Source organism: Cognatazoarcus halotolerans, assembly GCF_009800965.1.
In the GTDB taxonomy this organism is placed as follows: domain Bacteria; phylum Pseudomonadota; class Gammaproteobacteria; order Burkholderiales; family Rhodocyclaceae; genus Cognatazoarcus; species Cognatazoarcus halotolerans.
Genome location: NZ_WUAF01000012.1, coordinates 102,581 through 127,982 on the forward strand (window position 1 = coordinate 102,581; position 25,402 = coordinate 127,982).

Below are 25,402 nucleotides of genomic sequence, written 5' to 3' on the forward strand. Positions count from 1 at the left end.
CTCCACGAATGCCAAACAAAATCAGGCCGTGCCGGCTCGCGCCTGAACTTCACGCTGCCAACGCTCGATCAACGAATCGAGGGACATTTGGCCGAGGTCTTGACCACCCCGGACGCGCACGGCCACCACACCCGCTGCCTTCTCTTTTTCACCAACCACAAGTTGGTAAGGCAACTTGCGCACGCTATGTTCGCGTATTTTATAAGTAATTTTTTCGTTTCGCAAATCCGACTCGACCCTGAAGCCCGCCTGCAGCAGGCGATTTGCAACTTCACGTGCGTAATCAGCCTGACTGTCGGAGATATTCAGGACTACGGCCTGAACCGGTGAAAGCCACAGTGGGAAGTTGCCAGCATGGTTCTCGATGAGAATACCGATGAAACGCTCAAGCGAACCGAGGATGGCACGGTGCAGCATGACCGGCCGGGCCCTACTGTTCGCCTCCGTGACGTACTCGGCGCCCAGGCGCTCGGGGAGCACGAAATCAAGTTGTATCGTCCCGCATTGCCATGAGCGGCCCAATGCATCCTTGATCTGATACTCGATCTTAGGGCCGTAAAACGCCCCCTCCCCTGGCAGTTCCTGCCACTCGAGCCCCGATGCCGAAAGTGCATCGCGCAAGCCCTGCTCCGCCTTGTCCCACACAGCGTCGGTGCCTGCTCGCTGATCGGGTCGCAACGACAGCTTCACGGCCACATCGTTGAAGCCGAAATCCCGATAAACCCGTGTGAGCAACGCATTGAAAGCCTGCACCTCCTCCACGATCTGATCTTCGGTACAGAAGATGTGCGCATCATCCTGAACGAAGCCGCGCACTCGCATCAGGCCATGCAACGCACCCGAGGGTTCATTGCGGTGGCAAGAGCCAAACTCAGCAAGCCGCAACGGCAGATCGCGATAGGAGCGCAGACCGTGATTGAATATCTGCACATGACCAGGGCAGTTCATCGGCTTGATGGCGTAATCGCGCTTCTCCGACTCGGTCGTAAACATGTTTTCACGATAGTTTTCCCAGTGGCCCGAGCGCTCCCAAAGGCTCCTGTCCATGACCAGCGGGGTTTTCACCTCCTGGTAGCCGGCCTCCGTCAGGACGTCGCGCATGTACTGTTCGACCCGCTGCCACAAGGTCCAGCCATGGGGATGCCAGAAAACCATTCCCGGCGCTTCATCCTGCAGGTGAAACAGATCCAGCTGCTTGCCAATCCGTCGATGATCACGCTTCTCGGCCTCCTCGAGCATATGCAGATAGGCCTGCTGATCTTCCTTCCTCGCCCAAGCCGTGCCGTAGATCCGCTGCAGCATCTCGTTACGCGAATCGCCCCGCCAATAGGCTCCAGCGACCTTCATCAGCTTGAAAACCTTCAACTTGCCCGTCGAAGGGACGTGGGGTCCGCGACAAAGATCGATGAAGTCACCTTCACGATACAACGACACATCCTCGTCGGACGGAATCGAGGCAATGATCTCGGCCTTGTAGTGCTCACCGATCGACTTGAAAAACTCGACAGCCTTGTCACGAGGCCAGACTTCGCGCTGAACCGGAAAATCGTGCTTCGCCAATTCGGCCATCCGCAATTCGATCTTCTGCAGATCTTCCGGGGTAAAGGGCCGCTTATAAGCGAAGTCGTAATAAAAGCCGTTCTCAATAACGGGCCCGATCGTAACCTGGGCTTCGGGGAAAAGCTCTTTGACCGCGAAAGCCAGCAGGTGAGCCGTCGAATGACGGATCACCTCAAGACCGTCCTGATCTCTGTCCGTGATGATCGCGAGCGCCACATCACAAGAAATGAGGTGACTGGTATCGACCAAACGTCCATCGACTCTTCCGGCAAGCGCAGCCTTGGCCAAGCCAGCGCCAATTGACGCAGCAACTTCGCCTACCGTAACCGGAACGTCAAAGCTGCGAATGGATCCATCTGGAAGCGTGATGTTGGGCATGATCGAATAGACTCAGGACAAAAAAAAAGTGCGGGCAAGCCGCACTTTTCCGTTTGGAACAAAACTCCGTGGCGCAACTTGACCGAGTTCAACTACAACCAACGGTACAAGTTCGAAATGCCATGGCGTTTTACTCCAGAATGCTGGTAGGCGCGATTGGACTCGAACCAACGACCCCCACCATGTCAAGGTGGTGCTCTAACCAGCTGAGCTACGCGCCTACTGCGAAGACGCGCATTATAGAGGCTTTCGCGCGGCTGTCAAAGTTTTTTAGCTGCGGGCTTTCAACCGCGTGTAAATCACGAGAAGAACGACCGAGCCAACGATCGCTCCAACAAACCCAGCCCCCTCACCTGCCCGATAGATCCCAAGCATCTGGCCACCAAAGCTGGCAGCCATGGACCCTGCAATTCCCAACACTGCAGTCATGACGAATCCAAGATTTTCCTTGCCGGGATGAAGCAGCTTCGCGATCACGCCAACAACGAACCCTATCAGGATTGTAAACACTATCGACACACTAACCTCCGTGTACAACTGTTTGCGGATACCGTTTCATTGTTACCCACAACCGGCGCTGCAAGTGCAAATCAGTGCAACGCCCGCCTACGGCAGTCTAGGCCACGGACCAAGCCGCCAGAAACTCCCGCCAATGGGCACCGTCAGTACGCTCCAGACACTCGCGAACCAGGCTCAACTCATTCCCGTACTCGACGGCATCGAGATGGCCGCGCATGCGCTCGAAACGAAGAAATACCAGGTAAGTATTCACGACGTCCGTCTCGCAATAGTCGCGAATTTCGCTAACGCGTCCTTCACGAAACGCATCCCAAACCACAGAACCATCCATACCGAGCTTTCCCGGGAAGCCCATGAGTTTTGCCATCTCGTCCAGCGGCGCACTCGCACGTGCCTGATAAAGCGCCAAAAGGTCCATCAGATCAAGATGGCGGGCGTGATAACGTCCAATATAGTTGTTCCACTTGAACTCTCGCGAATCCAAGTAATCACCATCGCCCTGATCCCAGTAGCGAGGGGCAATGGAGCCGTGCATCAAACCTCTGTAGTGCAAAACCGGGAGGTCAAATCCACCTCCATTCCATGAAACGATCTGCGGGCAGAATCGCTCGATTCCGTCGAAGAAGCGCTGAATGATCGTCGCCTCGTCACATTCAGGCTCCGAAAGCGAGAAGACTCGGAATTGCTGTTCGTCCCGAAATGCGCAGGAAATCGTCACGATTCGGTGTAAGTGATGAGGCAGGAAATCACTCCCCCGCGAAGCCCTGCATTGCTGAAATCCGAATTCGGCAACTTCGTCGTCAGACAAACTTTTGGGTAGATCATTCAGCAACCGGATTCCAGCGACATCTGGGACCGTTTCGATATCAAACACCAAGACAGGCTTCACGCAATGCTCCAACTTTCACTCGGGTCCTGCATGCAGGACCCTGTTCGGGCCTGATCGAGCCGTCGCCCGGCAAACGTATCCCCACTTGCTGTCCTCATTCCCCGTCTCCGTTAGCACCTGTCATCTACATGTAGCACACCGAACAATCGGTGTTCTCTGTCAGACTCAACCGGTTCCAGCGACCATCGTTGGGCGAGCGATACTGACAAACAAGCCCCTCGAAGCAATTCCCGATCACTGGTCAGACCGATCCACCCAGCGTGCCCCATAAGGCAGAAAGGGAACTACTCCTCCGCATCGTATCGCGAATGTGGTCGGTTCAAGCATGTGAACCGTCGCCCCCCAGTCAAAGGCAACTAATCCGGCGATGTACTGGTCCTGCAAGACCTTCAGCTTCCGGAGCGGATCATGCAACGGATACTTTTCCGGCCGCAGCCATTGGACGATGGATATTTGCCGTCGCGCAATCCGATACGAGCAAATACGGCAACACGCCTGGCGCACATTGAACCCAAGGTCGAATGATCTCTGCCCCACCCGAGTTCGCCCCATACGATTCAACGGCACTCATAAGGTGATCGACAAACTCGTCTCACTCGACATCAAAAGGTCTTCAAGAGTGCCTTACAAGAAGCAGGGGAACCATTCCTGAAGCGGGTATGAGAGTTTTACCGCTAGCCCCTGAGCAATGCGGTCGCAATCCGCCTCAGAAGCTTTACTCCGGTCATTGGAGGCGGACCTTGCCAGGGCTTATTCCACAACGACACGACTCCAATCGCGAGCCGAACGCGGGAAACAACGTCAAACTGCAAGTCGAGCATTGCCTTTAGGAGAGGTCAGGTGCTATCCGCGAGCCTGACCAAGAAACAAGAGCACCAATGCAAAACACTTTCGGAATAGGGTTGGGCAGTCGAACCGCCTCAGCTCAAACCCCGATATTGCGGCACTGTGACGGAGTCAACATCGACCGTAGCAGCTCGCCGAAATGGGGAGTGAATTCCTCACCTATCAACTCTCAAGCTGGAAATACGCCGGTCGACAGATAGCGATCACCCCGATCACAAACAATCGAGACGATCACTGCATTTTTCAGCTCATGCCCAAGACGTTGCGCAACATGCATCGCACCACCTGAAGAGATCCCTGCGAAGATTCCCTCCTCCCGTGCGAGACGACGCGTCATCTCTTCAGCGTCCGCCTGACTGACATATTCGAGTCGATCGACACGCGGGGCTTCGTAGATCTTCGGAAGATAGGCCTCAGGCCACTTCCTGATACCGGGGATCTGCGCCCCCTCCTCGGGCTGACATCCTACGACGCAGATTCCGGGATTGCGGCTCTTGAGGTAACGAGAAACACCCATAATGGTGCCCGTCGTACCCATACTGCTCACAAAATGAGTGATTCGGCCAGCAGTCTGCTCCCAGATTTCGGGGCCGGTGCCTTCGACATGCGAGAGGGGATTGTCCGGGTTTGCAAATTGGTCAAGGATCCGACCCTTTCCTTCATCACGCATTCTCTCCGCAACATCGCGTGCCATCTCCATTCCCCCCTCCCGCGGAGTGAGAACGAGCTCGGCACCGAACGCACGCATCGTCTGGCGTCGCTCGACACTCTGATTCTCGGGCATGATCAGAATCATTCGATATCCGCGCATTGCAGCCGCCATTGCCAATGCGATACCGGTATTGCCGCTCGTCGCCTCAATGAGGGTGTCACCGGGGCGGATCTCACCCCGCCGTTCGGCCCGCATGATCATCGAAAGCGCAGGACGGTCCTTCACGGAGCCTGCTGGATTATTACCCTCCAGCTTCGCAAGAAGAACATTCCCCGCGCCACCATCGATACGCTTGAGGCGCACCAACGGCGTCTGTCCTACGTAGTCTTCAAGCGTTTTGTATTCCATTGCAAATCCTGTAATTGCCATCACGCGGTCATCGAATATCTCAACCGGCCTAGCCCGCAGTTCGTCACGGTAAGGCTCTCCGTCAGGAAACGATATCCGGGAACCTCCACTCAGGGCGAGAGATCAAATTCCTCCGTGCGCCTCGGCGGATAAGTCTCCCATCCACCACACGCAGGACAACGCCAATAAAACTGCCTCGCCTTGAAGCCACAGGCGTCACAACGATAACGTGCAACCCGACGCGTATGACCATGGATCAACTGCTTGACCAGGTCTATGTCGTGACGCTGCTCTACCGGTGCGGTCAACAACGCCGCTTCCAGCAACTTATCAAGACCCAACAAGGTCGGATTACGACGCAGCTCATCACGAACCAACTCGTACGCTGCACGCGGTCCTTCTCGTTCGAGCTCCCATTGAAACACTTCGTCGAGAAGGTCGAGCGAGGGATGACGCTCAAGCCACGACGCGAGCAACTGCAGTCCAGCCTCGACCCGACCCTGTCTTTGATACGCCTCCATCATTGGTTCGGCGACCATCGCCAGATAGATCGGACTCTGGTTCTCGACACGTTTCCAGACGTCGAGCGCAGCCTCGTCATCGCCCTGATCAGCCAGCAACTCGCCTCGCAGCAGACTCGCTCGCACGCACTGGCGATTCTGTGCCAGAGCCTCATCAAGGTGCTCATGTGCCTCGCCAAAGCGTGAATCTGCGATTGCCGAAGCGGCGAGCTCGCAATGAAAGTTCGCAAGCTCCTTGCGCCACATCACCTGCTCATGCTCGGGCAACGAACGAATCACTTCTATTGCCTTGGCCCAGTCCTTCTCCTGCTGAAATATTTCTAACAGGTACTTTGAGCTGATATCACCCAACCGGGTACCCTTTAGCTGCAGGAATGCGGACTCTGCCCGATCAAGTAGTCCAGCCTTCAGGTAGTCCTGCCCCAGTTCAGCCAGCGCCTGCAAACGCTGCTCTTGGGAAAGATCTTCGCGACTGACCAAATTTTGATGCATACGAATTGCCCGATCCGTTTCACCGCGACGCCGGAACAGGCTTCCAAGCGCAAAATGCAATTCAATCGTATGCGGATCGATCTTGACCGCCTCAAGAAACGAGTCGATCGCCTTGTCCTGTTGTTCGTTGAGGAGGAAGTTTAGGCCAGTAAGATAGGAACGCGGCAGCGATCGCGACTCTTTCACAACCTGGCGGATATCGAGGCGCGCAGCCAACCATCCCAGAACAAAAAAAAGCGGGAAGGCCAGCAGCCACCAGAGTTCAAATTCCATCGTGCTCAGAGAGATTCGGCCGATTGCGCCTCTGCAACAGGGGGCGAAGCTGCGGAGGCGTCGGATTCAAGGCTCGACACACGTCGACGCAACCTATACACCTCCCGGCGTAACCGAAAGAGCGAAATCATCGTTGCAGTCGCCCCGAGGATTGCACCGGCCGCAAAGAAAATCAGGATGACAAACACGAGCGGAAGCTGCCATGCCCCGCCCATGAAAAATTGCAGGCCGACCAACTGATCGTTCTTTACGGCAAAACCGAAAAGAAAAAGGAAGATGGCCAACCGTAGGATCCAGACAAGTATTCGCATGAACGGGATTATCGCCGAGCATGGGACAAAAAAGAAGGCGGCTTGCGCCGCCTTTCTGAAACATTGCACTAAATTAGGCGCTTATTCGCGGATATCGACTCGCTCGCGCAACTCCTTGCCGGCCTTAAAGTGAGGCACATACTTCTCAGGTACGTGTACCTTTTCACCAGATTTGGGGTTACGTCCAACGCGGGGCGGACGGTAATTCAGGGCAAAGCTCCCGAATCCGCGGATCTCGATGCGATCACCAGTAGCCAGAGCCTCGGTCATCGCATCGATAATCATCTTGACCGCGTAATCGGCGTCCTTCGCAACGAGCTGGGGAAAGCGTTCCGCCAGCCGCGCAATTAGCTCCGATTTGGTCATGCCAATCCCGACTTACTGCTTTTGCTCGTTGAGCTTGGCCTTGAGCAGCGCACCCAGATTGGTGGTTCCGGTCGCAGCGGAGCTTTCCGAAGCCAGTTTCTGCATGGCGTCGTTCTGCTCTGCCTGATCCTTCGCACGAATCGACAGGCTGATCGAACGGGTCTTGCGATCCACGTTGATGATCAGGGTTTCGACTTCATCACCTTCCTTGAGCATGGTGGTCAGGTCATCTACACGATGCGGCGCGGCTTCCGAAGCACGCAGGTAGCCCTCGACTTCGTCCGAAAGACCGATCACGGCACCACGTGCATCGACCGACTTCACCGTTCCGCTCACGAGGCTGTTCTTCTCGTGGGTTGCGATGAAGTTGGTGAACGGGTCACCTTCGAGTTGCTTCACGCCAAGGGAGATACGCTCGCGCTCGACATCGATGGAAAGCACCACCGCTTCGACCTCATCACCCTTCTTGAAACGACGGACCGCTTCGTCACCCACGTCGCTCCATGACAGATCAGACAGGTGAACCAAACCGTCGATGCCGCCATCCAGACCAATAAAGACACCAAAGTCGGTGATCGACTTGATCTGACCACGGACCTTGTCGCCCTTCTTGTGGTTGATCGCGAAATCGTCCCACGGGTTGGACAGGCACTGCTTCATGCCCAGCGAGATACGACGACGGTCTTCGTCGATTTCGAGAATCATCACCTCGACTTCGTCGCCGAGTTGCACAACCTTAGTCGGATGGATGTTCTTGTTGGTCCAGTCCATTTCGGACACGTGAACCAGACCTTCAATACCCTGCTCGACCTCCACGAATGCGCCGTAATCGGTGATGTTCGTGACCTTGCCAAACAGACGGGTACCGTTCGGGTAGCGGCGGGAGATGCCGACCCAAGGATCTTCGCCGAGTTGCTTGAGACCAAGCGAAACACGGTTCTTTTCCTGATCGAACTTGAGCACTTTTGCTTCGATCTCGTCACCAACCGTGAGCACTTCGCTCGGATGACGGACCCTGCGCCATGCCAGATCGGTGATGTGAAGCAGGCCGTCGATACCACCGAGATCCACGAACGCACCGTAGTCGGTGATGTTCTTGACGATACCCTTGATGACGGTGCCTTCCTTGAGGTTGGAGAGCAGCTTTTCGCGCTCTTCACCCATGGTTTCTTCAAGCACCGCACGGCGGGAAACCACCACGTTGTTACGCTTGCGATCCAGCTTGATGACCTTGAATTCGAACTCCTTACCTTCGTAAGGCGTGGTGTCCTTGACCGGGCGCATGTCGACCAGCGAACCCGGCAGGAAGGCGCGGATCCCATTGGTCATGACCGTCAGACCGCCCTTGACACGACCGGAAATCACGCCATTGACCAGCGAACCCTCGTTGAGGGCCTTCTCCAGATCGTTCCAGGCAGCGATACGTTTAGCCTTGTCGCGCGACAGGCGCGTCTCGCCGTATCCATCCTCAAGCGCGTCGATCGCCACCTGAACGTAATCGCCCGGCTTGGTTTCGACTTCGCCGCGATCGTTGCGGAACTCTTCGATGGGGATGTAGCTTTCGGACTTGAGGCCGGCGTTCACGATCACGAAGTTCTGATCCATTCGCACGACTTCTGCGGTGATAACCTCACCGGTACGCATTTCCTGGCGGGAAAGGGATTCCTCGAACAGGGCGGCAAAACTTTCCTGGCTGGAGACAGGGGTGGCAGTTGACATTGAAAAAACCCGAAAAGTCGTCTTTCGACGACGTCTAGTTAGACACCCACCCCGGAACGTAGGTATTCCGGGATGACGATATGGCGGATCAACGTACCTGATCGAGTACGAAATCCACCGCTTGCCCGATCGACATGCCCGAGGTGTCGAGCAATACTGCATCCGGCGTTTTCTGCAGCGGCGCGACCTGTCTGCCCGAATCTCGGGCGTCACGCTCACGCAAATCGCGCAGAAGACTGTCCATGTTAGCAGGCAACCCCTTTTCGATCAACTGCTTATAACGGCGCTCAGCACGCACTTCAGCTGTCGCGGTGAGGAATATCTTGACCGTTGCGTCGGGAAAGATGACCGACCCCATGTCACGCCCATCGGCGACAAGCCCGGGACCTACGCGGTAGTTACGTTGACGTGTCACCAACGCGGCCCTCACTGCCGGTAGCGCAGCCACTTTCGAGGCACCGACCGAGCACTCTTCGCCGCGGATGACATCACTTACGTCATCCTCACCAAGCAGGACACGTCCGTGCTCAAAGCTCGCGGGTAGCGTCACAGCAAGCCGGGCAATATCGGTCTCGGCATCAAGGGGAATACCAGCCCTCATTGCCGCAAGAGCAACGATGCGGTAAATCGACCCGCTATCCAGGTAGCGATAACCGAGCGCATCCGCGACTAACGCGGCGACGGTACCCTTTCCGGATGCAGAAGGTCCATCGATTGCGATCACCGGCACAGGAGAGCAAACCGACGCAAAGGTATCGAAAAAACCCGGAAACGTCTTATTGACGCATTTCGGATCGTTGATCCTGACTCCCTTCCCGCCAAGACTTATCAGCGCAAAGCACATAGCCATGCGGTGATCGTCATAGGTGTCGATCTCGGCGTACCGCAACGCGACAGGTGGCACGATTCGCAGGTAGTCCGCACCTTCCTCGACCTCGGCACCAACCTTCCTGAGCTCGGTTGCCATCGCAGATATCCGGTCCGTTTCCTTGACGCGCCAGCTGGCAATATTCGTCAGTCGGCACGGACCGTCGGCAAAGAGCGCGGTGATCGCAAGCGTCATCGCCGCATCCGGGATATGGTTGAGGTCCATGTCGAAGGCCTTCAAGCGCCCAACTTCCGGGGCGCGAGCCTCGATCCAGCTTTCTCCGGCTTCCACCTGGGCGCCGATCTGAGCCAAGGCCTCCGCGAAACGTACGTCACCCTGAATGCTGTCGGCACCTACGCCTTCCACGCGCACAGGCCCCCCACCGATCGCGCCTGCAGCGAGGAAATAGGACGCGCTTGACGCGTCGCCTTCGACGAAGATTCGACCCGGGCTGCAATAGCGCGCACCGCCTGGTATCACGAACCGTGCCCACCCGTCACGCTTTACCCGAACGCCGAAGCGCTCCATCAAGGCAAGGGTAATGGCGATGTATGGCTTCGAAATGAGTTCACCCACAACCTCGATCGCAGTTTCCTCACCGGTGAGTGGCAGCGCCATGAGTAGAGCCGTCAGAAACTGACTCGACACGTCGCCGCGTATCTTCACGACGCCACCCGGACGAATTTCACCAGGATGGACTGCAAGTGGGGGGAAACCGCCGTTACCGAGATACTTTATACGTGCTCCGATCTGGGCGAGGCCATCGATCAGGTCGCCTATGGGGCGCTCGTGCATGCGGGGTACACCCGATAGCTCGTATTCACCACCGGAAAGAGCAAGTGCGGCCGTGAGCGGCCGAAAGGCGGTGCCTGCATTTCCGAGGAAGAGCTTGGCGGACTTGACCGGAAATGCGCCGCCCACGCCATCGACAATATAGTGGTCGCTGCCTGCCTCCCGGGACCATTGCACGCCGAGCGCTGCCAGCGCTTCGAGCATCCGGTCTACATCATCGGAGCTGAGCAGGTCACGGATCTCGGTCCGCCCCTCGGCAAGCGCCGCAAGCAGCAGTGTCCTGTTCGAGATGCTCTTCGACCCCGGAAGACGGACGCATCCCCGTGCGCTCAGGGCCGGGGCAAGTTCAATGTATTCCACTTTTTCGACTCAATTGTTGAGGTGTTTCTCGGCCCAAGCATTTCGCGCGTCGCGCGCTTCGCCGAAGATGCCTTCAAGCCCCGCCCCGTCTCCGGACATCAGGTATGCGCGCAGCAAGGCCAATTCCGCAAGATAGGCGTCAAGCTCCCCCAGCAATGCCTGCCTGTTAGCGACGCAGATGTCACGCCACATTTCCGGGTGACCTCCGGCAATACGGGTGAAGTCGCGAAAACCGCTCGCGGCGTAGCTGAAAAGCTGTTCGGCGTTGGCGCGCTGAGCCAGGTCATGAACAAGTCCAAAAGCAAGCAGGTGCGGCAGGTGGCTGACCGCCGCGAAGACACGATCATGCTCCTGGGGCGACATCTGATAGAGGACCGCACCACAGGCCCCCCAAACGGCACGCACGCGCTCAATGGCAGCGGGATCATTTTCCGGCAGTGGCGTAACCACGACCTTTCGACCCTGATATAGCGTCGAAAAAGCGGCGCCGACCCCGCTCTTTTCTGCGCCGGCGATGGGGTGCGACGGGACGACTCTCGCCAGGTTGGCATCGAGATGCCGATAGACCGCCTCGATCACATCCCGTTTGGTACTGCCCGCGTCGGTAACCACCGTCTGCGGTTCAAGATGCGGCGCCATGGCTGCCATCACTGCATCCATCTGCCCAACAGGGGTTGCAACGAGCACGAAATCTGCGCCGGCAAGGGCTTCACTCCAGCCATCCGCGATTTCGTCGACCACCCCCGCGGAGCGGGCTGCCAGCAAGGACTCCGACGAACGCCCGATGCCGACTATGTGTTTCACGACACCGGCCTCGCGCAGGGCAAGCGCCACCGACCCTCCGATCAGTCCAACGCCGCAGATTACGAGCTTCCCGATGGTCTCCATCTGATCAATTCAGGCACCGGACCTCAGGCCAGCGCCAACCTCAGCGCGTCGATGAAGCGGGCGTTCTCTGACTCGAGGCCAATCGAAACCCGTAGCCATTCGGGCATTCCATAGCCCGCGATTGGCCTCACGATGACGCCCTGCTCCAGCAATCGCCGGTTCACGCCGGCTGCATCGCCGACCTTGACCGTGACGAAATTTCCGGATGACGGGATCGTTTCCAGCCCCATTTCGTTCATCGCCGCCGCAATCCGAGCCATGCCGGCACGGTTCAACTCGGCACTGCGGATCAGAAAATCCTGATCATCCAGCGCCGCCGTCGCCGCCGCCAACGCAATGCTGCTCACGTTGAAGGGCTGGCGCACCCTGTTGAGCAGGTCGATCACCTCTGGATGCCCCAGCCCGTAGCCAACACGCAATCCCGCCAGACCATAGGCTTTCGAGAAAGTCCTGCACACCAACAGGTTCGGGAAACGGGCAAGCCACGCGACAGAATCGTATCGACGTGATTCGTCCAGGTATTCGGTGTAGGCCTCGTCGAGCACCACCAGGACGTCCGCGGGCACCCTCGCAAGAAAAGCCAGCAGTACCTCGCCGGCGATGAAAGTGCCTGTCGGGTTGTTTGGATTGGCAATGAAGACCACGCGCGTCGCCGGCGTTATCGCGGTAAGCATTGCGTCGAGATCATGGCCATAGTTTACTGCCGGCACCTGAACGCCCTTGGCACCGACCGATTGCGTCGCGAGCGGATACACCGCAAACGCGTACTGCGAGAATACGGCATCCCGACCCGGCCCAAGCAACGCTCGCGCGACGAGATCAAGCACATCGTTCGAACCGTTCCCGAGCACCACTTGCGCGGCGCTCAAGGCAAATCGCCTCGACAGCGCCGCCTTGAGTTCAAATCCGTTACCGTCGGGATAACGAGCGATCTCGGTCATCGCCTCGGTTGCCGCTGCTCGAGCCAGTGCCCCCATCCCCAGCGGGTTCTCGTTAGAAGCCAGCTTCACGATGCCGGCCTCCTCCAGCCCCAACTCGCGAGCAAGTTCAGAAATCGGCTTGCCCGGCTGATAGGGTGAAATTGCGCGGACATAATCCGGCGCGTTTGCAGCAACGCTCATGCGCTGTCTCCAGAATTCGTTCTCAAAGGGCGGCTACCGGATACGACCCGAGCACTTTTACGAACGCCGCCTTCTCGTTCAGAGCCTTCAGCGCCGCGGCAACCTGATCGTCGCTTTGATGACCCGTCATGTCTACGAAGAATACGTACTCCCACAATCCACCTCGCGCAGGCCGGGACTGCAGCTTGGTCATGTCGACGCCATAGCGTGCGATGGGTTCGAGCAGTTCATGCATCGCACCTGGCCGGTTTGGGGCAGAGAACACCACGGAGGTTTTGTCCCTGCCACTCGGGCCGGTTTCGTGACGCGAGATCACAAGGAAGCGTGTGCTGTTGTTGGGATCGTCTTCGACGTTCGCGGCGAGCACCTTCAGGCCGTATAGCTCGGCAGCCGCCTCCCCCGCAATGGCACAGGACTCGCCATCTTCTGCGGCAAGCCTTGCCGCCTCCGCGTTGCTCGCCACCGGGACGCGGGGCACGTGCGCGAGATTGCGGTTCAGCCATTCATGGCATTGCGCCAATGACTGTGAATGCGAATAAAGTCGCTTGGCAGCGCCGATACCGTCCGCCTTCGAGAGGAGGTGTTGATGAATCCGGAGCTTGACCTCACCGCAGATCTTTAGCGGATTGGCGAGCAACAGATCCAGCGTGCCGCCAACCGCACCTTCGGTTGAGTTCTCCACCGGCACGACACCATAGTCGAGATTGCCGGACTCTACTGCGCGGAATACCTCATCGATGGTCGGCATCGGCACGAATGACGGTGCACCACCAAAATGCTTGCGCGAAGCGCTTTCCGAAAACGTCCCTGCAGGCCCGAGGTAGCCGACCTTGAGCGGTCTTTCGAGTGCCAAGCAATGCGACATGATCTCGCGAAAGATCCGCTGCACTGCCGAATCCGGCAAAGGACCGGGGTTGAGTTCGGCCAGCCGGCGAAGAACCTGCGCTTCCCGCTCCGGCCGGTAGATGCTGCCCTGCTTGATCTCGCCGACCCGCTGAGCGCACTTCGCCCGCTGCGAGAGGCGATCGAGAATTTCCTCATCGAGCCGATCGATGCTGCTACGCAGGCTCAGCAGCTCGTCGCGTTCGTCACTCATGCCGTCTCCACTCTTAGCTCTTGTGTTGCGCAAAATCGCGCATGTAATTCACCAGCGCCTCGACACCTTCGATCGGCATCGCATTGTAGATGGATGCCCTCATGCCACCGACCGACTTGTGCCCTTTCAACTGCACCAGCCCCGCTTCACGCGCCCCTGCAAGAAACGCCTCATTGCGCGACTCGTCCGCCAGGAAAAAAGGGACGTTCATGCGCGAGCGGCAGGCCGGATCCACTCGATTCTCGTAGAAATCGCAGTCGTCGAGAAAATCGTACAACAGGGCCGCCTTCGCGATATTGCGACGCTCGATCTCCGCCACGCCACCAAGAGCCTTCAACCACTTGAAAACGAGGCCGGCGACGTAGATCGAGTAGGTCGGCGGTGTGTTGTACATCGACCCATTCTCTGCGACCAGACGATAATCGAAGGCGGAGGGACAATCAGGATGGGCGTGCCCGATGAGATCATCACGGACGATCACGATCGTAAGCCCCGCGGGGCCTATGTTCTTTTGCGCACCACCAAACAGTAGGCCGTACTTGGAAAAGTCGACCGGCCTGGAAAGTATGTGAGAGGACACATCCGCGACCACGGGCACTTCCGGGCGCCCGAGCGCGGCCATGTCCGGATCGAAGGGATACTCGACCCCGCCGATGGTTTCGTTGGTACATACAAACAGATAGGCGGGATCTTCGGACACTCGCCACGACGACATCGGCGGCACCGTCGTAAAGCCTGACCCTTCCGCCGTCGCCGCCACGCCTGCAGTGCAGAAACGTCCGGCCTCCTTGTGCGACTTCACGGCCCACGATCCAGTAAGCACATAGTCGGCACTGCGTCGCTCACCGAGGAGGTTGAGCGGAATGATCGCGTTTTCGGCAATCGCGCCGCCCTGCATGAAGAGAATGCGGAAATTCGGCGGAACCCCAAGCAACTTACGCAGATCGGCTTCAGCCTCTTCATAGATTGAGGTGAACTCCTTGCCGCGATGACTCATTTCCATCACGCCCATGCCCGAGCCATGCCAATCCAGCATTTCCTCCGCGGCCTGCTTCAGCACGGCCTCGGGCAGGACCGCAGGCCCCGCGCTGAAGTTGAAAACACGACTCATTCCTTCGCCCCATCATCGTTCGTACCGCTGCCTTCCGGATCGCTTGCCTCGGTTGCCGCAGTCTCGCCGCCTTCGACATCCGCATAGGCATCCTCGTCCGACTCGGCGACCTTTTCAACACCCGCAAGGAAGGTGCCTTCATCCAGAGAAATGAGCGTCACACCCTGAGTCGAACGCCCCATTTCGCGAATGCTCGTGACCTTGGTGCGAATCAGCACACCACCGGTCGAAATCAGCATGATCTCGCCGGCGGGTTCGACCAGGACCGCCGCAACCAGCTTGCCATTGCGCTCCGACGTCTGGATGGCGATCATGCCTTTTGTGCCGCGGCCGTGGCGTGTGTATTCCGCCACTGGCGTGCGCTTGCCATAGCCATTTTCGGTTGCGGTCAGCACCGACTGCTCTTCATCGCTGGCGACCAGCATGGCGATCACCAGTTGCCCGTCTTCGAGGGTCATGCCTCGCACGCCACGGGCCTCGCGGCCCATCGGCCGGACGTCGCCTTCACCGAAGCGAACCGCCTTGCCGGCATCGGAGAACAACATGACGTCACTCTCGCCGTCAGTAATGGCAACACCGATGAGGTGATCACCGTCGTCCAGGTTGACCGCGATGATCCCGGCTTTGCGCGGATTCGAGAAGGCCGTCAGGGCGGTCTTTTTAACGGTGCCCATGGAGGTTGCCATGAACACGAAGTGGTCCTCATCGAACTCCTTGACTGGCAGAACCGCTGTGATCTTTTCGCCCTCGACAAGCGGAAACAGGTTCACGATCGGCTTGCCGCGCGAATTGCGCGTACCCTCGGGCACCTCATAAACCTTCAGCCAGTACGCGCGGCCGCGATTCGAGAAGCACAGGATGGTGTCATGCGTATTGGCCACGAACAGACGATCGATGAAATCCTCGTCCTTCATCGAAGTGGCCTGCTTGCCGCGCCCCCCCCTGCGCTGCGCGCGATAGTCCGCGAGGGGCTGACGCTTGAAGTAGCCTGCGTGCGACAGCGTCACCACCATGTCTTCCGGGGCAATCAGATCCTCGATGTTTATCTCGGCCGTATTCATCACCACTTCGGAACGGCGCGGGTCACCGAACTGGTTCCTGATCGCGGTCAGCTCCTCCGAGATGATCGAAGTGATGCGCTCGGGACGGGCAAGAATGTCGAGCAGATCGGTAATCAGATCCATGACCTCGCGGTACTCACCGACGATCTTGTCCTGTTCGAGCCCCGTCAGCCGCTGCAGGCGCAGCTCGAGGATGGCCTGGGCCTGGACATCGGAAAGCCTGTACCCCTGATCCGAAAGACCGAACTCGGGCAGTAACCCATCAGGTCGGTAGCTGTCGGCCATCGCCCGCGAGAGCATTTCCTCTACCAGCGGGGAGCGCCAGACACGATCCATCAGCTCGCGCTTTGCCTCGGGCGGCGTTGGCGCCGCCTTGATCAAGGCAATGATCTCGTCGACATTCGACAATGCGACGGCAAGACCTTCCAGGACATGGCCCCGCTCACGAGCCTTGCGCAATTCGAAGACAGTGCGGCGGGTAATGACCTCGCGCCGATGCGACAGGAAGCAATCCAGCATCTGCTTGAGGTTGAGCAGGCGTGGCCGGCCATCGACCAGCGCCACCATGTTCATCCCGAAGGTGTCCTGCATCTGGGTCTGCTTGAACAGGTTGTTCAGCACAACCTCGGCCACTTCACCCCGCTTGAGCTCGATCACGACCCGCATGCCCGACTTGTCGGACTCGTCACGAATCTCGCTGATGCCCTCTATCCGCTTGTCGTTGACCAACTCTGCGATCTTCTCGAGCAGCGTCTTCTTGTTAACCTGGTATGGCAGCTCGTCGACGATGATCGCCTGTCGGTCGCCCTTGCCGATGTCTTCGAAGTGCGTGCGAGCCCGCATGACCACGCGCCCTCTGCCTGTCCGGTAGCCCTCGTGCACGCCATGCAGGCCATAGATCATCGCAGCCGTCGGAAAATCCGGCGCCTTGATGATGCGGATCAGATCCTCGATGTCCATCTGCGGATCGGCCAGCAAGGCAAGACATGCCTCGACCACCTCGGAAAGGTTGTGCGGCGGAATGTTGGTGGCCATGCCGACGGCAATGCCGCCCGAACCGTTGATCAGCAGGTTCGGGAGCCGGGTCGGCAACACCAGCGGCTCCTTTTCCGAGCCGTCGTAGTTCGGGCCGAAATCGACCGTCTCCTTTTCGATATCGGCCAGCAGCTCATGGCCGATCCGCGCCATGCGAATCTCGGTGTAACGCATCGCCGCCGCGTTATCACCATCAACTGAACCGAAGTTGCCCTGTCCATCGACCAGCATGTATCGCAGCGAGAAATCCTGCGCCATGCGCACGATCGTGTCGTAAACCGATTGATCGCCGTGCGGATGGTATTTACCGATGACGTCACCGACGATGCGTGCCGACTTCTTGTAAGCCCTGTTCCAGTCGTTCGAAAGCTCGTGCATCGCATACAGCACGCGACGGTGCACCGGCTTCAGTCCATCCCGTGCGTCAGGCAAAGCGCGCCCCACGATCACGCTCATTGCGTAGTCGAGATAGGAGTGGCGCATCTCCTCCTCGAGACTGATTGGCAGGGTCTCTTTGGCGAACTGTGTCATGGAGATCTTCGAAGCGGCGAGCTCAAAATGAAAAACACGCGATTTTAGCATGCGCGGCCGGCCCACCCTCCCTGCAACGCTCTGTACATTCGATGTTGCGCCAGACGTCCTGCGCTTGAATCCCCGCACCAATCAAGCAGCGGGCATCACTCGTCATGCGACACACTCCGCCAACGAGGAATCGATCCGTGATCGCCAAACGACTGGCCCGGTCTGCCATCATGGCGGGCGCCGCCTTTGCTCTTTCTGCAGTCGAGGCGGATGTGGTTGTCGACGGAAAAGACGACACGCCCTATGTCGTCGATGGTCGCAACGTCGTGGCAATAAGTGGAGCCGACCTATGCTGGCGCACCGGCGACTGGTTTCCGGCTGCGGCCGCCTCGGCAATGGCCGGACAACACGCGGCCGGCTGCGCCTGCGACGGTGACATCGCACCCAAGGACAAGTGCGTAGCGCCGATGACCGCGACCACGGTAACGAAACCCGCCTCCGAACCCCCGCCCACCGCCACTTCACCCAAGACAATCAGACCGTCGTCCAAGGCACCGTCCGATTTGAACAAGCCATGCTCAAGACCGATGGCAACACCGCCATCGACCGGGAAATCCTTGCCAGGCTGCCGGAATTCGGGGCGATCCGCATGATCACCGTTTCCGGGTACGCAGACCGCACGGGTTCGCCCCCCCATAACCAACAGTTCTCCGAAAGGCGGGCGGATGCAGTGAAGAACTATCTTGTGTCGAAGGGTATCAATGCCGACCGGGTCGAAACCTTCGGCTATGGGAACACGCAGCCTGTTTGGGGGTGAATTGCCCGGACAGCCTGTCCCGCAAGGACTTGATCGGGTGTCTTGCACTAGACCGCCGGGTTGTCGTGGAAACAAAGGGCACGGCAAAATAGGACGCTGAAGCCCCGATTCCGAACCCCGCCGGATGCGGCAGTTCCTCATCCTTAAAGCGAGACCGACCGATGCCCCAGCCTATTGACCTGCTTCTCAAGCCTCGATGGGTCGTCCGAGTCGAACCGGACTGTACCGCACTGCCTCACCACGCCGTCGCAATTCACGACACACGGATAGTCGATTGCTTGCCGGTCGCCGAGGCAGAACGACTCTTCTCTCCGAACGAGACGGTCGAACTACCAGATCATGCACTGATCCCCGGGTTGATCAACGCACATGCCCATGCCGGCATGAACCTTCTCCGCGGCTTCGCAGATGACCTTTCCCTGATGCGCTGGCTTCACGAAGCAATCTGGCCTGCGGAGTCGAAGCATGCCTCGGCAGCCTTCGTGCGGGACGGCACGTTGTTGGCAGCAGCAGAGATGCTTGCCGGCGGGATAACAACCTGTAACGACATGTACTTCTTCCCCGACGCCGCGGCGGAAGCGTTCGATCGCGCAGGGATGCGTGCCATGATCGGCATGGTAGTCATCGACTTTCCCACGGCATACGCCACCGGCCCCGACGATTACCTAGCCAAGGGGCTAAGTATCCGGGACAAATGGAAAGACAATCCCCGCATGCATTTCAGCTTGGCGCCACATGCGCCATATACCGTTTCGGACGAAACCTTCAGACGCATTGTTGACCTCGCCGATGAACTCGACCTGACAATCCACCTCCACCTCCATGAAACACGCGAGGAGGTCGCTCAGGCTGTAGAGCAATCTGGCAAGAGACCTTTTGCACGACTGGATGATCTGGGCATCGTGGGCCCCAACCTGCTAGCGGTCCACACCGTTCATCTCGACGCAAACGAAATAGCCACCCTTCGGGCCAAGGCCTGCCGCGTTGTTCATTGCCCCAGTTCCAACATGAAGCTTGCAAGCGGAATCGCTCCGGTTCGAGAACTGCTCGCGGCGGGCATACCTGTTGCGCTCGGCAGCGATGGCGCGGCCTCCAACAATCGTCTCGATCTTTTCCAGGAAATGCGCCATGCGGCCCTGCTCGCCAAAGTCGTCAGTGGCGACGCCAGCGCCGTCCCCGCCCAGCAGGCCCTGTGGATGGCAACAATGGGAGGCGCGCACGCAATCGGCCTGGAACAGCAAGTCGGTTCGATACTGCCCGGCAAACAAGCAGACCTGATCGCTATATCCCTGTCCTCACTCGAAACACGCCCCTGCTTCGACCCGGTTTCGCATTTGGTATATGCTGCCGGTCGAGAGCACGTCAGCCATGTATGGGTTGACGGAAAGCTGTCGGCTGAGAACGGCAAAGTGTTGCAAATTCCCAACAAGGAATTGCTCGCAATTGCAGCGCTATGGCAGAATAAATTGAAGGGTTAAGCTGCTCCTATATATTGAGTTCAGGTTTCGCTTGGAAATAGAAGCCCTCAATTCCGTTTTCAACCTTGCCTTATTGACGAGGACAACATGGTCAAACAATTCAAAAAGCAAGTTCTGTTGGCAACTTCGATTGCCGCTCTTGGTCTGTCGGCAGCCACCGCGTTCGCAGCTGACGTGGTCGTGGACGGCAAGGGCGAAGTTCCTTATGTCATCGACGGCCGCAACGTCGTCGCCCGCAGCGGCGCCGATCTCTGCTGGCGTACCGGCTACTGGAGCCCCGCCGCCGCATCGAGCGCCATGGCTGGCCAATTCCCGGTCGGCTGCGGCTGCGACAGCGACATCGTTCCGAAAGACAAGTGTGTAGCCCCGATGGCAGCCGCACCGGCTGCACCGGCTGCTGCAGCACCGGCTCCGAAGCCTGCTGCAGAGAAGATCAAGCTCTCCGCAGACGCCCTGTTCGACTTCGACAAGGCCGTGCTGCGTTCGGAAGGTCGCGCCAAGCTGGACGAACTTGCGGCCAAGGCCGGTCAAGTCAAGCTTGAAGTCATCCTTGCCGTCGGTCACACCGACCGCCTTGGCTCCGAGGGCTACAACCAGCGCCTCTCCGAGAAGCGCGCTGCAGCGGTCAAGCAGTACCTCGTCGGCAAAGGCATCGAAGCCAACCGTGTCTACACGGAAGGCAAAGGCGAGAAGCAGCCGGTTACCGGCAGTAGCTGTAACAACATGGGTCGCGAGAACGGCCGCAACAAGAAGCTGGTCGAGTGCCTGCAACCCGATCGCCGTGTTGAGATTGAACTGATCGGTACCAAGTAATTCACCGCTTCGGTAGCACGAAAAGGCCCCGCAGACGCGGGGCTTTTTCTTTTTCGGCAAGTTTCCGACCTCTCTGAGACAATATCGCCTCCTGAAGGCATCCGCTTGCGACAGAAGAAAATGAATGCTGATCCGCTCGAGATTCAGAAATTTGGTGAACTGGCTCACCGATGGTGGGATCCGGAATCCGAGTTCCGACCGCTGCATGAGATAAATCCGCTTCGCCTCGATTGGATAGATCGGCATGCCAACTTGCAAGGAAAGCGCGTGCTTGATGTCGGCTGCGGAGGCGGCATTCTTGCAGAAGGGATGGCCTCACGCGGAGCCAGGGTGACCGGCATCGATCTTTCCGACAAGGCGCTTTCGGTCGCGAGGCTCCACCTCTATGAAAGCAATCTGGAAATCGACTATCGCCACCAGAGTGCTGAATCCCTTGCGGCCGAGATGCCAGCGACGTTCGACGTAGTCACTTGCATGGAGATGCTTGAGCACGTTCCCGATCCGGCAAGTATCGTCAGTGCTTGCGCGGCAATGGTCAAACCGGGCGGGCATGTCTTCTTTTCTACGTTGAACAGAAATCCGAAGAGCTATCTGCTCGCAGTCGTCGGGGCGGAATACATCCTCCAGTTGCTACCGCGGGGCACCCACGATTACGCCAAATTCATCAAACCGTCCGAACTCGCGCGGAGTTGCCGCACAGCGGGGCTGGACGTTCGCGAATTGATCGGCATGAGCTACAACCCGCTGAGTAAGGTCTACTCCCTTGGCTCGGATACCGATGTCAACTACCTTATGTACGCAGTTCGAAATGCCTGAAGCCGTATTTTTCGATCTCGATGGCACGCTCGCGGATACGGCACCCGACCTCGCCTCAGCACTGAACCGGTTGCGCACGGAGGAAAACGAAGAGCCCCTTCCCGAATCCGTACTACGACCGTGGACCTCCAACGGCGTAGCAGGCATGCTGTGGGCGGGTTTTTCCATCTCTCGCCAAGACTCTGCGTTTCCCCGCCTGGCCTCCCGCTTCCTGGCACTTTACGAACAATCGTTGTGCGAGCGAACCCGTCTTTTCGAAGGCATGCCCGGAGTATTGAGAGAACTTGAATGCCGCGCAATCCGCTGGGGGGTCGTTACCAACAAGAGTATTCGACTCACCCGGCCACTGCTCGCCGCACTCGATTTGGATAGACGCGCTTCGGCAATCGTTGGCGGCGACTCCGCCGCGGCGCCCAAACCTGCACCCGATCCCCTCTTCCTGGCCTGCTCACTGGCAGCGGTCAGCGCTCCACGGTGTATATATGTCGGAGACCACGAACGAGACATCGTCGCCGGCAAGGCAGCAGGAATGCAGACGGTCGCGGCCTCCTACGGCTACGTGAGCGAAAACTGCCGCATCAGCGACTGGGGTGCCGACGCAGTGATCTCGTGCCCCCTTGATTTGCTCGAGTTGCTTGGGGCCTGATCTCCCGGACCAAGAAACGCGATGCTCAGAGGAACCGGTCGAGTAGCTTGCGGCTGGCTTGATCAAGCGCTTTCTGATTCTCGATCATGTAGTGAACACCGTGTCGATCGGTAATGACAAGCCGGGAGGCGTCGAGCCGACGAATGTCCTCCTCCGCCTTCAACACCAGAGACGTACTGCCGCGATCGGTTTCAATCCGCCAGACACTGGGGGTCGAAAATGTTGACACTTCGACAAGACGACGAATGCGGGGCATGAAATCCCGCGATGCCAGTTCCTCTTCCACGAGCAACAAGACGTCTTCGGGAAGCTCGTCGAGACATTCGATCCAACAAATCTCCCGACCCGTGGCCCCGACCAACGCCACACCTTCACGCGGCGCCCCGAGCGGAAAGGCCCTTATCGGAACGATACCCGTGTGCGTGCTACCGTCGGCTAGCGTCAGCACCAACCTGCCATGCGCATCGCGCTCAAGCCCACCGATTTCCCGCTCTTCGTGCGACGCCATCAAGAAGGCTCCTTCTCGGGAATCGGCAACGGCCTGATAACGGGCTCTTCATCAACTTGCCGCGCCTGCGCTTCGTACAGACGGAAATAGGCCCCGCGGCGCTCTATGAGCTCCTCGTGCTGCCCGATCTCTACGATCCGCCCACGATCCATCACCACTAGACGGTCCGCCTTGCGCAGCGTCGACAATCGGTGGGCAATTGCAATCGTCGTCCTGCCCCTGACCAGATTGTCGAGCGCTTTCTGGATCTCCTTTTCCGTCTCGGTGTCGACCGAAGATGTAGCCTCGTCGAGGATCAGTATCCGCGGATCGATAAGCAGTGCGCGGGCAATCGAGATTCGTTGACGCTCGCCGCCCGACAGACCCTGTCCGCGCTCCCCAACCAACGAATCGTAGCCTTGCGGCAAGCGCAGGATGAACTCGTGAGCATGTGCCGCACGGGCCGCAGCGACGATCTCGGCGCGGGATGCACCGGGTCTGCCGTATGCGATGTTTTCGGCAATCGTCCCGAAAAAGAGAAAGGGCTCTTGCAGAACGAGACCGATATTCGCACGATATTCGGCCACGGGCACCGAACGTATATCGACCCCATCGGCAAGAATTGCACCGCCTGTCACATCATAAAAACGGCACATCAAGTTGACGAGCGTACTCTTGCCGGACCCGCTGTGCCCCACCAGACCGATCATCTCCCCTGGATTCACCGCCAGATTCAATCCCCGAATCACGCTGCGACTACCATACCTGAATGCCACTTCGCGCAGCTCCAGCCTTCCGGTCACGCCAGCCAGATGGACCGGACGCACGGGTTCCGGAACGCTCGACACATGATCGAGGATGTCGAAAATTCGCTTCGCCCCGGCCGCCGCCTTCTGGGTGACGGACACGATTCTGCTCATCGAATCTAGTCGTGAGTAAAAGCGGCTGATATACGCGATAAAAGCAGTCAGGACACCCACCGTGATGCTGTCGTGCGCCACCAGCCAAATACCAAAGCCCCACACGACAAGCAGACCGATTTCGGTCATCAATGAAACTGTCGGGGAAAATACCGACCACACCTTGTTGAGGCGATCATTCACCATCAGGTTGTGCAGGTTCGCGTCACGGAAACGCTGACTCTCTCTCGACTCCTGAGCAAAAGCCTTGACGACTCGAATCCCGGGAATGGTGTCGGCAAGCACGTTGGTCACCTCCGACCAGACTCGACCGGTTTTTTCGAATCCGGTTCGCAGACGGTCCCGAACCCTATGAATCAACCAGGCGATGAACGGCAAGGGTACAAGCGTGACCAACGCAAGCGTGGGGTTGATTGAGAAGAGAATGACCGCAGTCATTGCGATCATGAGAACATCAGTCGCGAAATCAAGCAGGTGTAACGAAAGGAATACGCAGATCCGGTCGCTCTCGCTACCGATCCGGGCCATGAGGTCGCCAGTGCGCTTGCCTCCGAAGTATTCAAGGGAAAGCTGAAGCAGGTGATCGTAGGTCGCCGTTCGCAAATCAGACCCTATTCTCTCGCTCACCAAGGCGAGAATGTAGGTCTTGGCCCAGCCCAGGCCCCACGCGACCAGAGCCGAGAGCAAAAGCCCACCGAGGAACATCGATACCAGACCAGCATTGATCGGTGCACCATTCTGGTACGGGATGAGGATGTCATCCATGATTGGCATCGTGAGATACGGCGCAACGAGGGTTGCTGCCGTCGACGCGAGCGTCAACAGGAAACCCGCAAGCAGCATACCGCGATAGGGCCGGGCAAAACGCCACAATCGAAAAAGGGTCCAAGTAGTAGGCGGCGTTTCGAACTCACGCGCACAGATCGGGCATTCTTCCTGATCGGGTTCGAGTACCGCCCGACAATCGGGACAGACGTGCTCACCCGCCGTGTGGTCTTCGACCAGCCCAGCGAGAACGTCTCTTCGCCGGTCGAATGCGTCAACCACTCTCAGTGCCTGCGCGTTTTGTTCAAGGGTGTAGCGCCACAGTGCAAGGCGTCGCTCCGAATCGTGCAACTCCAAGGTTCCGACCCCGCCATGGTCGTAATGGCTCAACCTCAGTCCGCTCTGCAGTGTCCACTGCTTCCAGTCGCCACCAGTCTCGGCCGTGCAAGCGAACAAGCGTGCACTGGTTACGGCCACTATCCCGCTTCCAAAGCGCAGTTCCGCGTCAAGATCAAGCAGGAGCACCGCAAGCAATGTTTCGTCCTCGGCAAGCGACGATAGCAAGCCCGAGCGCCAAGGCATGGGCACGAGATCGGCAGCAAGAGGGCGAGCTGTCATTGAAGATGCATCCACAACAATTAGGCCGCCCTCCGGTTGGCGAGAACGGTCAGCAAGATTCGGTTGATGCGTATTAAACTACCTTCAGCAGAAGAGCCGCAGACAAATGTCGGCAGGTCCGATGAACTGACCTCAGCATGGGTTGGGGGCGAAGTATATCGTCGGGCTGTGGAATACAAACAACACTTACACGCAGATACAGGTCTGAAGGTTTGTTTTGCGTAACGTGGCGTCGGCGTTGGAATTCGGGGACT

The 25,402-nt window shown here is 58.3% G+C and carries 21 protein-coding genes and 1 tRNA gene; 5 read left to right on the forward strand and 17 right to left on the reverse strand.

Annotated features, from left to right (window positions below; all coding sequences use genetic code 11):
* Window positions 1-21 precede the first annotated feature (21 nt).
* From thrS to gyrA, 15 genes are all read right to left on the reverse strand, one after another.
* Window positions 22-1,938, reverse strand: a complete 1,917-nt coding sequence (thrS, locus tag GQB03_RS15770) for a threonine--tRNA ligase (protein ID WP_159691470.1) — start codon at window positions 1,936-1,938, stop codon at window positions 22-24.
* Between the two features lie 144 nt (window positions 1,939-2,082).
* Window positions 2,083-2,159 (reverse strand) — tRNA-Val (locus GQB03_RS15775).
* Between the two features lie 49 nt (window positions 2,160-2,208).
* Entirely contained in the window at window positions 2,209-2,457 is a 249-nt protein-coding gene (locus GQB03_RS15780) for a GlsB/YeaQ/YmgE family stress response membrane protein (protein WP_159691473.1), read from the reverse strand.
* Between the two features lie 97 nt (window positions 2,458-2,554).
* Window positions 2,555-3,346, reverse strand: coding sequence for a 3'-5' exonuclease (locus GQB03_RS15785; RefSeq protein ID WP_159691476.1), 792 nt, complete (start codon window positions 3,344-3,346; stop codon window positions 2,555-2,557).
* Between the two features lie 1,015 nt (window positions 3,347-4,361).
* Window positions 4,362-5,252, reverse strand: coding sequence for a cysteine synthase CysM (cysM, locus tag GQB03_RS15790; RefSeq protein WP_159691479.1), 891 nt, complete (start codon window positions 5,250-5,252; stop codon window positions 4,362-4,364).
* A 110-nt stretch (window positions 5,253-5,362) separates the two neighbouring features.
* Complete coding sequence (gene lapB / locus GQB03_RS15795) at window positions 5,363-6,538, reverse strand: lipopolysaccharide assembly protein LapB (RefSeq protein ID WP_159691482.1); 1,176 nt, start codon at window positions 6,536-6,538, stop codon at window positions 5,363-5,365.
* Window positions 6,539-6,543: 5 nt separating this feature from the next.
* On the reverse strand, window positions 6,544-6,822 hold the full coding sequence (locus GQB03_RS15800) for a lipopolysaccharide assembly protein LapA domain-containing protein (protein WP_407644545.1): 279 nt from the start codon (window positions 6,820-6,822) through the stop codon (window positions 6,544-6,546).
* Window positions 6,823-6,930: 108 nt separating this feature from the next.
* Window positions 6,931-7,215 (reverse strand): integration host factor subunit beta, encoded by a 285-nt coding sequence (locus GQB03_RS15805; RefSeq protein ID WP_159691488.1) that lies wholly within the window; start codon window positions 7,213-7,215, stop codon window positions 6,931-6,933.
* A 12-nt stretch (window positions 7,216-7,227) separates the two neighbouring features.
* Complete coding sequence (gene rpsA, locus GQB03_RS15810) at window positions 7,228-8,934, reverse strand: 30S ribosomal protein S1 (RefSeq protein WP_159691491.1); 1,707 nt, start codon at window positions 8,932-8,934, stop codon at window positions 7,228-7,230.
* An 88-nt stretch (window positions 8,935-9,022) separates the two neighbouring features.
* The gene (locus GQB03_RS15815; RefSeq protein WP_159691494.1) at window positions 9,023-10,954 is read right to left on the reverse strand and encodes a bifunctional 3-phosphoshikimate 1-carboxyvinyltransferase/cytidylate kinase; all 1,932 of its coding nucleotides are present in this window, start codon (window positions 10,952-10,954) and stop codon (window positions 9,023-9,025) included.
* A gap of 9 nt (window positions 10,955-10,963) precedes the next feature.
* Window positions 10,964-11,842, reverse strand: coding sequence for a prephenate dehydrogenase (locus GQB03_RS15820; protein WP_159691497.1), 879 nt, complete (start codon window positions 11,840-11,842; stop codon window positions 10,964-10,966).
* A gap of 23 nt (window positions 11,843-11,865) precedes the next feature.
* Window positions 11,866-12,963: a histidinol-phosphate transaminase gene (gene hisC / locus GQB03_RS15825; RefSeq protein WP_159691499.1), complete on the reverse strand. Its 1,098-nt coding sequence runs from the start codon at window positions 12,961-12,963 to the stop codon at window positions 11,866-11,868.
* A 22-nt stretch (window positions 12,964-12,985) separates the two neighbouring features.
* Window positions 12,986-14,059: a prephenate dehydratase gene (gene pheA / locus GQB03_RS15830; RefSeq protein WP_159691501.1), complete on the reverse strand. Its 1,074-nt coding sequence runs from the start codon at window positions 14,057-14,059 to the stop codon at window positions 12,986-12,988.
* A 13-nt stretch (window positions 14,060-14,072) separates the two neighbouring features.
* Window positions 14,073-15,170: a 3-phosphoserine/phosphohydroxythreonine transaminase gene (serC, locus tag GQB03_RS15835; protein WP_159691503.1), complete on the reverse strand. Its 1,098-nt coding sequence runs from the start codon at window positions 15,168-15,170 to the stop codon at window positions 14,073-14,075.
* The gene (gene gyrA, locus GQB03_RS15840; protein ID WP_159691505.1) at window positions 15,167-17,797 is read right to left on the reverse strand and encodes a DNA gyrase subunit A; all 2,631 of its coding nucleotides are present in this window, start codon (window positions 17,795-17,797) and stop codon (window positions 15,167-15,169) included. The genes serC and gyrA overlap by 4 nt, the downstream gene beginning before the upstream one ends.
* A 565-nt stretch (window positions 17,798-18,362) precedes the next feature.
* Between gyrA and GQB03_RS23270 the strand changes: the two genes are divergently transcribed.
* From GQB03_RS23270 to GQB03_RS15865, 5 genes are all read left to right on the forward strand, one after another.
* Window positions 18,363-18,605, forward strand: coding sequence for an OmpA family protein (locus GQB03_RS23270; RefSeq protein ID WP_235027091.1), 243 nt, complete (start codon window positions 18,363-18,365; stop codon window positions 18,603-18,605).
* Between the two features lie 161 nt (window positions 18,606-18,766).
* Entirely contained in the window at window positions 18,767-20,083 is a 1,317-nt protein-coding gene (locus GQB03_RS15850) for a TRZ/ATZ family hydrolase (RefSeq protein ID WP_159691507.1), read from the forward strand.
* Between the two features lie 87 nt (window positions 20,084-20,170).
* On the forward strand, window positions 20,171-20,896 hold the full coding sequence (locus GQB03_RS15855; protein WP_159691509.1) for an OmpA family protein: 726 nt from the start codon (window positions 20,171-20,173) through the stop codon (window positions 20,894-20,896).
* 120 nt (window positions 20,897-21,016) lie between these two features.
* Window positions 21,017-21,712 (forward strand): bifunctional 2-polyprenyl-6-hydroxyphenol methylase/3-demethylubiquinol 3-O-methyltransferase UbiG, encoded by a 696-nt coding sequence (gene ubiG / locus GQB03_RS15860; protein WP_159691511.1) that lies wholly within the window; start codon window positions 21,017-21,019, stop codon window positions 21,710-21,712.
* Window positions 21,705-22,358, forward strand: coding sequence for an HAD-IA family hydrolase (locus GQB03_RS15865; RefSeq protein WP_159691513.1), 654 nt, complete (start codon window positions 21,705-21,707; stop codon window positions 22,356-22,358). Before ubiG ends, GQB03_RS15865 begins: the two co-directional genes overlap by 8 nt.
* Window positions 22,359-22,383: 25 nt before the next feature.
* On the opposite strand, the gene GQB03_RS15870 is transcribed toward GQB03_RS15865, so the two are convergent.
* Together GQB03_RS15870 and GQB03_RS15875 are read right to left on the reverse strand one after the other, a co-directional pair.
* A complete protein-coding gene (locus tag GQB03_RS15870) occupies window positions 22,384-22,866 on the reverse strand; it encodes a cyanophycin metabolism-associated DUF1854 family protein (protein WP_159691515.1) in 483 nt (160 codons plus the stop codon).
* Entirely contained in the window at window positions 22,866-25,148 is a 2,283-nt protein-coding gene (locus tag GQB03_RS15875) for a cyanophycin metabolism-associated ABC transporter (RefSeq protein ID WP_159691517.1), read from the reverse strand. Before GQB03_RS15875 ends, GQB03_RS15870 begins: the two co-directional genes overlap by 1 nt.
* Between the last annotated feature and the right edge of the window lie 254 nt (window positions 25,149-25,402).